Consider the following 12,101-nt stretch of genomic DNA (forward strand, 5'->3'; position numbering starts at 1 on the left):
TGACTTGTTATCCACAAGTCTAGTTTTTTAGCCATAAATAGCACATGATTTTTAAGCAGTAAAATTATTGCCACATTTTTTTCCTGTGCATTGCTAAAGTATCAACCTACATTTTTTCTTAAATAAATTAGTATGTCTTTAGGATTTTGATTTAAGCATGGAAAAATTTCTTTGAAATCATCTTATTTCAAAAAATTAATTTAAATTTTAAATCGTCCTAAAATATTTATTTAGAATTTAGACAATTCTAAGTTTTCTTAATTATATCTAAAAAAAAATTTTTAGTCAACACATTTTTTACATATTTTTAAAAACTTAATATATATTTAAAAATATTTGAAAGCTCAATTTTCTACAAATAATTTTAAATTTTTTTGTTTATTTATTCTTATAAAATTATTAGCTTATCGTTGAAAATTTCTAATTTTTTATAAGTAGTGTAAAAATATTTCTTAAATATTTTTTCAACAGAAAATGAATGATAGTGAATTTATTTACGGAAAAAAATTTTCCAAATATAAAAAATTAATTTTAGGCACAAAAAAAACTTGGAAATTTCTTCCAAGTTTTTTGATTTTTCTTTATTTTTATTTCCTTATTGTTTTTATTATTTTTGATATTACGAATAAAATCAAAAGGAAATCTATTATCAAAAATCCAACGTACAAATAATTTGTGATTTTTACATTTTTGCTTATTGTGGTAGTTTGGATTTCATCTTGTGCTAGTTCTTCTTTTTCTTCTAGTCTTTTTGCGTTTACTAGAAGTCTTTTTGGCCTTGGCCATCTAAATGGGTGGCAAGTTAGAAGGGTAATAATGTCTTCTCCTTCTACAACTTTTAATTTTTCCCAATCATAAGGTCCTATTACTTCTTTTGATGAAACTTCGTATGTTAGGGTTTTTTCTGCTCTTTTTATATAAATTTTATCGCCTTGTACTAAGTCATCTGCGTACAAAAGCATGGTATCTCCCCACCAGCCTCTGTGACCTGCAAGGACACTTCTTGTTGATTTGCCTCCGATTGGAATTGATGTTCCTGAAACTTGTCCAAGTCCCCAAGCTATATGCTCATAGCTTGCATCAAGATAGATTGGGATTTTTTTGTTTAATTTTGGTATTTCGATATAGGCAAATATATCATCTTGATTATTTAAAATATTTACTGAGCCAAGATTTTTGCTTGTAAATGGATCAACCATAGATATATCGGATTTTTTTACTATTTCGTTATATTCTTTGGCTTTTTCTTCTATTTGGTCAAATTTTTCGTCTTCTTTTTGGGCTTTTATTATTTTTTCTATTTTATATTTGTTTTCTATGTTTGAATAGATTCTTTTTGAAAATGGAAAGGCAAGTGTTATCAGTCCAAAAAGTATTAATATATAGCCAAAGATTTTAATTTTCTTTTTCGCTGAGTTTTCTTTCAATGTCTATTACCTCCATTTTGATTTTCTTTGAATATCTTTTTTCTCTTAGATATACCATTATTGTAAATAATAATATTGGCAAGAGTACTAAGAATAATTGGAAGAAATTTGGTTTTAGTCTTGGTGTGTTTGCTTTTCCGTCGTCTATGGCTTGGGTATATGGAATCCTATATCCTCTTACCAAAAGCCTATGGGAATTTATCATATAAGGTGTACAGGTCAAAAGGGTCGCATAATCTTTTTTTTCTGAAACTAAAATCGGTTCGAAGTTGCTTGGTTCTACAACTTGGATTTTGTCGACTTTGTATGCCAAGGTTTCTTTTATATTATGGATATAAAATATATCGCCTTCTGTCATTTGATTTAAATTTCTAAATAAAAGTGCGTTTGGTAGTCCTCTGTGGGCTGTTATAACTGTGTGGGTTGATTCGCCACCGATTGGAAGGGATGTTCCTTCCAAATGGCCTGCTCCTTTTTCCAAAACGTCATCGCTTGTTCCTGCATAAATTGGAAGATCGACTGCGATTTTTGGGATTTCTATATGTCCCAACATTTCGTGAACTTCTAGCATTTTTGCGTATTCTGCTTTGGCATCTTTTACTTTTTCATCGTAGGGGTCTACAAGTTTTGATGGATCAAGAGTTTGGTTATAAATTCTTGCAAGCTCCATCCTTCTTTCTAATTCTTTTTTGTCGATTTGTTCTTTTTCTTTATTAAATATAACAATCTCATCATTGGCTTTTATTTCATAAAATTTTTGGCTTATAAAAGGATAGGAAAAAATCAAAAATCCTACTAGAAATATTAGTAAAAAGGGAAGATTTTTCTTTATATTAATCTTTCTTTTCATTATCTTCACCTATCTTGTCTAATTTTTCTTTGATTTGGTCAATTTTACTTGATGTTTTTTTGTTTTCTTTCCTTAGTTTTCTAATTCTCCATAAAAGTATAATTATTATAATTAGGGCTATGAAGAATAAAATTCTAAATATCCAATTTGTTTTATTTTCTTTTATCAATTCTTCATCTACACTTTCTACGTATTCTACTCTGTGTCCTCTTACTAAAAGTCTGTGGGAATTTATCATAAAAGGTGTGCAGGTCAAAAGGGTTGCATAATCGTGGCCTGGTGCTATCATTAAATCTTCAAAATTGCTTGGCTCTATGACTTTGATTTGGTCAACTTGGTAGGCTATAGTTTTTTCTATATTATGAATATAAAATTTATCTCCTACTTCAAGCTCGTTTAAATTTGTAAACAAAGTTTTTTCTGGAAGACCTCTGTGAGCTGTTAGGACTGTGTGGGTATTATTTCCTCCAATTGGAAGGGATGTTCCTTCCAAATGGCCAACTCCTTTTTGCAAAACATCTTCACTTGTTCCTGCATAGATTGGCAAGTCTTGGTTTATTTTTGGAATTTCAATATGACCGATCATCTCCTCAACTTCAAGCATCCTAGCATATTCTTTCCTACCTTCTTTATATCTTTTTTCGGTAAAAGGATCAGTTGTAGGTCCTCCTGACAAGGAATCATTGTAGGCTTTGGCAAGTCCCATTCTTCTTTGGATTTCTTCTTTATCAAGTTTTGATTTTCCTTGATTAAAAACTTCAACTTGATTGTTCGATTCAATCCTATAATAAAATCTGGATATAATAGGATACAACAAAATTAATATTCCTATCAAAAATATTAATTTCCACACTATATTCGTTTTTTTTGATTTTTTCTTTTTATTTTCCATTTTATCACCATAAATTTTTTATAAATCTTTCTTACTAGATTTAATCTTACACCAAAAATACTTATTAATAAAGGCTTTTTTCTAGAAATTTGAAAATCTATAAAATTTTTATGGACATTTTCTCAATTTTGATTATCTATATATGAAAGGAGCGATAATATGAAGCTAAGAATTAAATTCGATGTAAACGAAGGACAAGAAGTAAAGAAAGTTTCTAGAACATTTTCAAATCTAGATGATGCTCTAACTAATGACGAGCTTAAAAATTTTGCCAATGCTTATATAAAGCTAAGCGAAACAGATTCATATAGTTTTGAAAAAATCACTGAAGAAGTTATTTAATTAAAAGAAAGGAGATAATATGCAAACAAAAAAACTAAAACTATCTTTCAAAGATGCCTTGGGCAAAACAAAAATGGTAAGTATAGACCATCCAAAAGCAAATTTGAATGACGAAATCGTAAAAGCACAAATGGGAGAGATGATAAATTCAAAAGTTCTCCAAACAAAAGAAGGTAAAATCACAACTATGAACAAAGCCTATATGGAAAATATTTCAAGAGATGATTTTACACTAGCATAAGATAAAAGACGGGTTTTCCCGTCTTTTATTTTGCTCTTTTTTTATAATAATTTTTATATTAAATTCCTTTTACTTTAATTTTTCTATCGCCAAATCTCTTTTAGGCGAATTTTTTTTATTTTTTTGTATTTTATCTGATTAAACTTTTTCCAAAATTTTTACTAGAATTATGGTGTCGACAAATACAAGCGATCGCAGTTAGGAAAATTTAATGAAAATATGTATAGAAAATTTGGATGCGATTATTGAAAAATACCAACCTCTTTTGCTTTCTATGGCAAATAGATTTGATATTTTTGACAAAAATGAGGCTTATATTATGGCAAGGGATATGGTATTTGAAATTGTAGAAGATTTTGATGCTAAGAGGGGGTCTTTTGGTGGATATTTGAAATATAGGCTGTATTTTTATTTTTTGAATGAGTGTAAGAGGGAAAAAATTTATTCTTTAAATTCTAAGGATATGCAAGGTGTGGAAATTATAGAAAAAATAGATGATGATATTTCGATTGAGGATGATTTTGTAAGAAAAATCGAAATAAATGAATTGGAAAATGCTATTAAATCTTTAAAAAAACAAGAAAGGGAAATTTTGTATTTAAAATATGATAAGAATTTTTCTCACAAGGAAATTGCAAGGCTTTTGAATCTTTCTCCTAAATCTATTACTAATTATCACTACCTTATTATTAAAAAGCTTAGGAAATATTTTGAGAAAGAGGATTTGGTTTAGTCTATTATTGACTAAAATATTAATTTATTGTACACTTAATGTCTAGAGAAGTCTTTCTTCTTTAAAGAAAGGAGGATTTATGGACAAGGTTGTTGCAATTCTTCCAACTATAATCAAGGGAGTTGGGATTGGATGTGAAGTTTATACCAACAAAAAAGTTTTTGTTGATAGGAGATCTTGCGAAGTTTTTTTAAAACACATGGCTTGTGAGAGGTCTATTTCTGTTAAACTTATGCACAAAAATATCAGGGAAATTTTAAAGGTTTCTAGGAATTTGCCTTATTGCATCGATGCTTTTAATGTGTTTTTTCCTTTTAAGATTAACCAAACCGAAAATGACGATTTTAGGCGTGGTTTTGTGAATTGTTATTATGTAAGGGATATTAAAAACTCAACTATAATCCTTAAAAATGGAATGACTCTTTCAAGCCTAAATAGGGACAGAGCACTTAAAAATAATTTCAACAACGCAAGTAAAATTATGTATATGAAATTTGCAAGAGATATGGCAAAGATGAGAAGATCTATGGATTTCATTGATGAAATTGCTTTGTGATTTTCTTATTATGGAATGTAAAAATTCGCATTTAAAAAAGGGCTGTTGCAAAATTATGAATAATCATTATATGGCTAGGAATTCTTTCGAAGATTTTTAGACTTGGGTCTAATTGGAAAAATCTTTGTAGATATTTTTCTAGCAATTTGAAATGACTTATTCATTTTTGCAACAGCCTCTTATTTTTTTATTCTCCCATTGCTTCTTTGTCTACAAATAGGTAGCAGTTTGGATGAAGTGATAGGAAGGATGCTGGGAAAGATGGGGAGATTTCTTTACCTTCTATTAATTTTTTAACTACATCTTTTTTATTTTTTCCGCTTGCTACAACTATTAGGGTTTTGGCATTAAAGGCATCTGCCATTCCCATTGATATGGCGTATTTTGGAACATCATCTTTTGATTCGAAAAATCTTGAGTTTGCTTCGATGGTTGCGTCTGCTAATTTTACTATTGATGTTCTTTTATTTAAAAATTCTCCTGGTTCGTTGAAAGCTAGGTGACCATTTGGTCCAAGGCCTAGAACTTGCAAATCTCTTGTTCCAAAATCGTCTAATAATTTATTGTATTCTTCTGCGTATTTTTCATCGTTTGTGTCTGCTTTTGGTAGGTGGGTATTTTCTTTTTTGATATTTACGTGGTTAAATAAATTTTCATTCATAAAATATTGGTAGGATTGTTCATTTTGTGGACTGATTCCTACGTATTCGTCTAAATTTATTGTTTTTGCCCAATGAAAAGAAATTTCTCCTTCCTTTTGAGCTTTTATTAGGTTTTTATATAATCCGATTGGGGATGAGCCTGTTGCAAGCCCTAATTTTGATTGAGGTTTTTCTTGCAAAATGCTTATAAAAAGATCGGCTGCTTTTTGTGATAATTCTTCGTATGATTCTGAAACTATTACTTTCATTTTTTCTCCTTTTTATTTTTTATGCTATTTTTTGCTCTTAGGCTTTGGGTAAAATTTATTTTGCCTAAGTTTTGATATTAGTATTTTACTGGACTTTTAGATTTTTAAAAGATTTTTCCTTGTTCTAATTTTTAAATGAATGGACTGGAGCTGGGATTCTTCCTCCCCTATTTACAAATTTTTCTGCACTTGAATTATTCACTTCCATAATTGGAGCATAACCCAAAAGTCCTCCAAATTCTGCAAATTCTCCTTTTTTCTTGCCATAAACCGGAATAACTCTTACGGCTGTTGTTTTTTGATTTATAACTCCTATAGATGCCTCATCCAAAATCATAGCAGAAATTGTTGATGCTGGTGTATCACCGGCAATTGCAATCATATCAAGACCAACAGAACAAACTGAAGTCATGGCTTCAAGTTTATCGAAAGTCAAATGTCCAGCTTGGGCAGCTTTTATCATTCCCTCATCTTCGCTTACTGGAATAAATGCTCCAGAAAGTCCTCCGACTGATGATGAAGCCATAAGGCCTCCCTTTTTGACTGCATCATTTAGCATGGCAAGGGCAGCAGTTGTCCCGTGTCCTCCAACATTTTCAATTCCAATTTCTTCTAAAATTCTTCCAACGCTATCTCCAATTGCAGGTGTTGGAGCAAGTGATAAATCCAAAATTCCAAATTCTTTGCCAAGTCTTTTTGCAACATCACGACCTATCAAATCTCCCATTCTTGTGATTTTGAAAGCAGTTTTCTTGATTGTTTCATAAACTTCGTTGATTGGTTTTCCCCTATCTTTTTCAAGGGCAGATTTTACAACGCCAGGACCTGAAACTCCTACGTTTATGACTGTATCGCCTTCACCTACTCCAAGAAAAGAGCCTGCCATAAATGGATTGTCTTCAACAGCATTTGCAAAGGCAACAAATTTTGCACATCCAAGTGAATCTTGGTCCTTGGTTAATTTTGCCAATTCTTTTATTTTTTCGCCCAAAAGTTTTACAGCATCAAGATTAATCCCAGATCTTGTTGAACCAACATTTACAGATGAACAAACATAATCAGTTGTAGATAAGGCATGAGGAATGGAATTTATCAAAATTTCGTCAGATTTTGTCATGGATTTGTGAACAAGGGCAGAAAATCCCCCAATAAAATCAACGCCAACTTCCTTAGCAACCTTGTCCAAAACTTCTGCATAAGGCGTATAATCATCAATTTTTGAGCTTGCTGCAACAAGAGAAATTGGAGTTACAGAAATCCTATTATTAATTATAGGAACTCCATAAATTTCTTGGGCAAGTTTTGTGGTTTTGATGAAATTTTCAGTTTCTTTCATCATCTTGTCATAAATTTTTTGGCATGATTTTTTATAATCACTATCTGCACAATCAAGAAGAGAAATTCCCATAGTTATGGTTCTAATATCAAGGTGTTCTTGGTCGAGCATTTTTATAGTTTCAATAATTTGCTTTGTATCCATATTAAATCCTTGCCATCTTATCAAAAAGATCTTCGTTTTGAAGTCTTAGTTCAAGACCAATTTCTTCGCCCAATTTTGTCAAATCATCCTTTATTTTTTCAAAAGATTCGTTTGCATTAGTCAAATCAACGTTAATGATTCCCACAAAATTTTTCTCCATTATAGTTTGGTTAAAGTCTAAAATATTCATATTATATTTATAAAGTAACTCACTTACCCTATACACTATCCCAGGTTTGTCGTTTCCAATTATGGTTAAAATTGCTTTCATAAAAATCTCCTTTTATTTTCTTACAAATATTTTAGCACATTAGCGAAAATATTGAAATTTATTTATAATTTTTGAAAATAATTTCAAAAAAATAAGGACTAAAAATAAAGTCTAAGAAATTTTAATTTGCATTTTTAAAGTTTTAAAAATTTATCGAAAGCAAATTTAAGATAAGATAATTTTGGACAAAAAAAATCCTGCTTTATGCAGGACTTTTTTTGAAAGATTCTAATTTTTGTTTTTTTTTATATTTTCGTGTTAATTTTTTACTTATTAATAGTTAAAGTTTGCAACTTCAAAGTATTCTTGTGGATGTTTACAAGCTGGACAAAGTTTTGGAGCTTTTTTGCCTTCGTAGATATATCCACAGTTTAAACATTTCCATTTAACTGTTTCTTCTTTTTCAAATACTTTTCCATTTTCGATATTATCATGTAATTTTTGGTATCTATCTCTGTGAGCTGCTTCAACTTTTGCGATTTGTTCCCAGCTTCTTGCGATTTCTTCAAATCCTTCTTCTCTTGCAACTTCTGCAAATTTTGGATACATATCTTCAGCTTCTTCGTTTTCTCCGCCGATTGCACCTTCAAGATTTGTTAATGTATCATGATATACAACTGGGAATGCTGTATATTCTGGATTTAATTCGATTGCATCTAATTTAAATTCTTCTTTTAAATATTTATAGAATACTTTAGCGTGTTCTTGTTCGTTTCTTGCTGTTTCTTCAAAAATTTCTTTGATTTGAACATATCCTTCTTTTTTAGCAATTTTAGCTGCTATTGTGTATCTCATTGTTGCTTGAGATTCACCTGCAAATGATGTAATTAAATTGCTAGCTGTTTTTGTTCCTTTTAATTCTGGCATATATGTACTTCCTTTCTACGTATTTTTTTACCGTTTCGTCTTTACACTTTATAGTATATCTTTTTATTTTAATTTGTCAAGAATGATTCTAAAGTTTTAATCATTCTAAATAGTGATTTTTATTATCATTATCAATTTAGAAATGTTTTCTATTATTGAGACTTTCTATTTTATTACTTTTAAAGTTTCGACTTATTTAGATTTCAAAATATTTTTGTAAGCAAACTATAAAATTATATTGCGCTATTTAAGGATTAAAGGTAAGCTTTTAGTTTTATAATTTTTTGCTTTTTAATTTTATTTAATTAATTACTTTATTTATTAACTATATTAGCAAAATAAATTTCCCTTATTATTCCTTTTTGGGTATAATTTATCCAAAGGAGGATTTGTAATGAAAATTGATTTTAATAATGTCGACTTATCAAATCTCAATTCTTATAAGGAAAAAAGTCTTGATGCTTTTTCTTCTTTAATTAACAAAGACGGAGAAGGCAATGACTTTTTGGGTTGGATTGATAGGCCAAATAACCTAGATATGGAAGAATATGAAAGAATTAAAAAAGCTAGCAAAAAAATCCAAAACAATTCTGATTGTTTGGTAACTATTGGTATAGGTGGATCTTACCTTGGTACTAAGGCTGTTGACTATGCTATGAAAGGATATTTCCCTAAAAATGATAAGACTGAATTAATTTATGCAGGTCATCAAATTTCTGGGGAATATTTGCATGAACTTCTTGATTATTTAAAGGAAAAAGAATTTTCTATTAATGTAATTTCAAAATCAGGTACTACTACTGAACCTGCTATTGCCTTTAGATTTGTTAAGGAGCTTTTGGAAGAAAAATATGGAAAAGAAGAGGCTAAAGAAAGGATATTTGTTACAACTGATAGGCAAAAGGGAGCTTTAAAAGATTTGGCTAATAAGGAAGGCTATGAAACTTTTGTAGTTCCTGATGATATTGGGGGAAGATTTTCTGTAATTTCTGCGGTTGGTCTTTTGCCTTTGTGTGTTGCCGGAATTGACATTGATAAATTTGTCGCTGGATTTAAAAAAGGAATTGAAAATTATACTGTAGATTCTTTTGAAGAAAATAAGGCTATTCAATATGCGGCTATTAGAAATATGTTAAATGAAGATGGCAAAGACCTTGAAGTTTTGGTAAATTATGAGCCAAAATTAAAATATGTTTCTGAATGGTGGAAGCAATTATTTGCTGAAAGTGAAGGAAAAGATGGAAAGGGAATTTTCCCTATTTCTGTAAATAATACAACCGACCTTCACTCTGTTGGTCAAATGATTCAAGAAGGCAAGAGAAATTTATTTGAAACTGTTTTGAAAGTTGAAAGTGCCAATAAGGACCTTACTATTATGGAAGATGAAGAAAATCTTGATGGTCTAAATTATCTTGCTGGCAAAAAAATGTCTTTTGTAAATGAAAAAGCAATGGAAGGGACAATAATTGCCCATGTTAAGGGAAATGTTCCAAATATTTTATTGACAATTGATGATGTTTCAGCTGAAAGTTTGGGAGAATTATTCTATTTCTTTGAAATAGTTGTTGGAGTAAGTGGATATATGCTAGGAGTAAATCCATTTAATCAACCAGGAGTTGAAGAATATAAATCTCAAATGTTCAAATTATTAGGAAAACCAGGATATTAAAAAAATTTAAAAATTTTATAATGTGTTTTACAAAAAAGCTGTAGATTACTACAGTTCAGAGCGTAAACAAACCCTCAAGCACGAATATCGGACTTCAAAAATTGTTGATTTCTAAATTCCAAAATTCTAAAAACGCAAACTCGCTAACGCTCAAACAGTGCGTTTTTTGACGAATTTTAAAATTTGAAATCAAATCAATTTTTTTCGTATGATATTCTTAGCATGAGGATTTGTATACTTTACCAACAGTCTGAACTGTAGTAATCTACAGCTTTTTATATTATTATTTATCAGAATATTTCAATGCCCCACCCAAAATTCCATTTACAAAATCTCTTGATTCGTATATTTTGTAGTAGGTAAATTTTTTTTCTAGAAGGAGTTTTGCCCTTATCGTTAATTTATCTTGATTGTCATTGGACAATTTTTTTATATATGTTGCATGAACATTTGTGTCTTTGTTTTTTAAATTATCATATACATCGACATAGGAAATATTTGTTACATCAACCTCAACTTCCAATCCATCTTTTGTCCTTTTTTTGCCCTTTACATCGACTTTTAAATTGGCAAAGTTTGCCTTCAAAAATTCTTCCTGTTCTTTCTTATCAGATGAATAAGATTTTTTCAAAATGTCCTCTACATTGGTAATCTTATCAAAATATTTTTCTTGTTTTTCATAATCCAAATTCTTGATTGAGGCAACAGCTTTATTTATAGTCCTTTGAGGAGTGTTGATAAATTTTTGGTATAAAAACAATGGTATCATTAAAATTATAAAAACAAGTAAGAGCTTGATTAAGCTATCCCTTTGTTTTCTTTTTCTTCTATTTCGCCTCTTATCTTGGATTTTTTTATTATTGTATTTATTTGTGTTTTGTCTGTTTGGATGGCTTTTTTCCAAAAAAGCCTCGCTTCTTTTTTTCCTTGTCATAATTTCCCCTAAATAATTTTCTTTTAAGCTGATATTATTATATAATCATAGTGGTGATACTATGAAAAAACAAAAAATAATAATAGCAGATCTTATAGCAATTATTTTTACCTTAATTACAATATACTTACCCTTATTTACAAATAAAATAACCTTTACACAAATATATTTTTTGTATATTTGCGCATATTTTTCAGTAATCTTTTCAAATCAAAAGGATAAAAAAGTTTTTTATTTTTTTATTCCCCTTTTGACACTAAGCCTTATACTTATTTTATTAGATAAAGTAGATATTTACAACATAAATGTAGTAAGAAAAAATTTTTTGACTATAATTAATAAAAATTACAAAATTTTACTAGGAATTTTTCTCTTATATATTATAGAAAGATGCTCAACTAAAATATTTGGCTCTTATTTTTCCATGGCAGTTGGAATAATAAGTCTAATTTTATTTTTACTTGCCTATAACACAAAATATCTAGAAGCTATCGAAAAATATCAAAAATACTTATTTTATATTTTTATTTATTTCTCCTTTGCAAGAATTCTTCCAGCAAAAGAAGTAAATAAGTACCTTTATATAATAACCCTATTGATATTTTTTATAGAAATCCTTGCCATAGACAAATATAAAATTTTTATAGGATTTCACATTTCAGTAGTTTTGATAATTTATTTAATACTAAAAACAAATATTTACGAAGTGAATTTTGAAAAATATTTTTTGAGCGGACTACTCTACCTATTCCCCTTTACAAAAATAATCTTAAATTCCTTTCTAAACCTTACAAGCCCACTGCTACAAATAGCAACAGGCCTTGTGGTATTTTTCCTATCTCTTATTTTTTATCAAATAAGATTAGGCTTTTTAGATTATATATTTTTGGGAATCCATAAAATCAAAAAATAAGGGCATTCGCCCTTAT

At 29.3% G+C, this 12,101-nt stretch carries 14 protein-coding genes; 6 read left to right on the top strand and 8 right to left on the bottom strand.

The features are described 5' to 3' along the window. Window positions 1-587 precede the first annotated feature (587 nt). From HMPREF0078_RS07310 to HMPREF0078_RS07320, 3 genes are read right to left on the bottom strand one after another with little or no spacing between them, the layout of a single operon-like run. Window positions 588-1,427, bottom strand: coding sequence for a class C sortase (locus HMPREF0078_RS07310; RefSeq protein WP_004839507.1), 840 nt, complete (start codon window positions 1,425-1,427; stop codon window positions 588-590). Beyond that, window positions 1,396-2,277, bottom strand: a complete 882-nt coding sequence (locus HMPREF0078_RS07315) for a class C sortase (RefSeq protein ID WP_004839508.1) — start codon at window positions 2,275-2,277, stop codon at window positions 1,396-1,398. Before HMPREF0078_RS07315 ends, HMPREF0078_RS07310 begins: the two co-directional genes overlap by 32 nt. After that, window positions 2,261-3,169 (bottom strand): class C sortase, encoded by a 909-nt coding sequence (locus HMPREF0078_RS07320; RefSeq protein ID WP_004839509.1) that lies wholly within the window; start codon window positions 3,167-3,169, stop codon window positions 2,261-2,263. Before HMPREF0078_RS07320 ends, HMPREF0078_RS07315 begins: the two co-directional genes overlap by 17 nt. A 159-nt stretch (window positions 3,170-3,328) precedes the next feature. On the opposite strand from HMPREF0078_RS07320, the gene HMPREF0078_RS07325 reads away from it, so the two are divergent. From HMPREF0078_RS07325 to HMPREF0078_RS07340, 4 genes are all read left to right on the top strand, one after another. Further along, window positions 3,329-3,511 carry a DUF1659 domain-containing protein gene (locus HMPREF0078_RS07325; RefSeq protein ID WP_004839510.1) on the top strand — a complete coding sequence of 61 codons (183 nt, stop codon included), beginning with the start codon at window positions 3,329-3,331 and terminating at the stop codon, window positions 3,509-3,511. Window positions 3,512-3,530: 19 nt separating this feature from the next. Next, on the top strand, window positions 3,531-3,752 hold the full coding sequence (locus HMPREF0078_RS07330; RefSeq protein ID WP_004839511.1) for a DUF2922 domain-containing protein: 222 nt from the start codon (window positions 3,531-3,533) through the stop codon (window positions 3,750-3,752). A 211-nt stretch (window positions 3,753-3,963) separates the two neighbouring features. Continuing rightward, window positions 3,964-4,485 (top strand): sigma-70 family RNA polymerase sigma factor, encoded by a 522-nt coding sequence (locus tag HMPREF0078_RS07335; protein WP_004839512.1) that lies wholly within the window; start codon window positions 3,964-3,966, stop codon window positions 4,483-4,485. 79 nt (window positions 4,486-4,564) lie between these two features. Continuing rightward, window positions 4,565-5,041 (top strand): hypothetical protein, encoded by a 477-nt coding sequence (locus tag HMPREF0078_RS07340; protein ID WP_004839513.1) that lies wholly within the window; start codon window positions 4,565-4,567, stop codon window positions 5,039-5,041. Between the two features lie 187 nt (window positions 5,042-5,228). Here the strand turns inward: HMPREF0078_RS07340 and nagB are convergent, their stop codons facing one another. The 4 genes from nagB to rbr all read right to left on the bottom strand — a co-directional run bounded on the left by nagB (window position 5,229) and on the right by rbr (window position 8,569). Beyond that, window positions 5,229-5,951, bottom strand: coding sequence for a glucosamine-6-phosphate deaminase (gene nagB / locus HMPREF0078_RS07345; RefSeq protein ID WP_004839514.1), 723 nt, complete (start codon window positions 5,949-5,951; stop codon window positions 5,229-5,231). A gap of 124 nt (window positions 5,952-6,075) precedes the next feature. Next, on the bottom strand, window positions 6,076-7,431 hold the full coding sequence (locus tag HMPREF0078_RS07350; protein WP_004839515.1) for a PFL family protein: 1,356 nt from the start codon (window positions 7,429-7,431) through the stop codon (window positions 6,076-6,078). A 1-nt stretch (window position 7,432) separates the two neighbouring features. Next, complete coding sequence (locus tag HMPREF0078_RS07355) at window positions 7,433-7,702, bottom strand: ACT domain-containing protein (protein ID WP_004839516.1); 270 nt, start codon at window positions 7,700-7,702, stop codon at window positions 7,433-7,435. A 273-nt stretch (window positions 7,703-7,975) separates the two neighbouring features. Continuing rightward, entirely contained in the window at window positions 7,976-8,569 is a 594-nt protein-coding gene (gene rbr / locus HMPREF0078_RS07360; protein WP_004839517.1) for a rubrerythrin, read from the bottom strand. Between the two features lie 394 nt (window positions 8,570-8,963). On the opposite strand from rbr, the gene HMPREF0078_RS07365 reads away from it, so the two are divergent. After that, window positions 8,964-10,238, top strand: coding sequence for a glucose-6-phosphate isomerase (locus tag HMPREF0078_RS07365; RefSeq protein ID WP_004839518.1), 1,275 nt, complete (start codon window positions 8,964-8,966; stop codon window positions 10,236-10,238). A gap of 283 nt (window positions 10,239-10,521) precedes the next feature. Here the strand turns inward: HMPREF0078_RS07365 and HMPREF0078_RS07370 are convergent, their stop codons facing one another. After that, window positions 10,522-11,172: a hypothetical protein gene (locus tag HMPREF0078_RS07370; protein ID WP_004839519.1), complete on the bottom strand. Its 651-nt coding sequence runs from the start codon at window positions 11,170-11,172 to the stop codon at window positions 10,522-10,524. Between the two features lie 61 nt (window positions 11,173-11,233). Between HMPREF0078_RS07370 and HMPREF0078_RS07375 the strand changes: the two genes are divergently transcribed. Beyond that, on the top strand, window positions 11,234-12,085 hold the full coding sequence (locus HMPREF0078_RS07375) for a hypothetical protein (protein WP_004839520.1): 852 nt from the start codon (window positions 11,234-11,236) through the stop codon (window positions 12,083-12,085). Window positions 12,086-12,101: the final 16 nt, after the last annotated feature.

It is taken from the genome of Anaerococcus vaginalis ATCC 51170, from assembly GCF_000163295.1.
Lineage (GTDB): Bacteria > Bacillota > Clostridia > Tissierellales > Peptoniphilaceae > Anaerococcus > Anaerococcus vaginalis.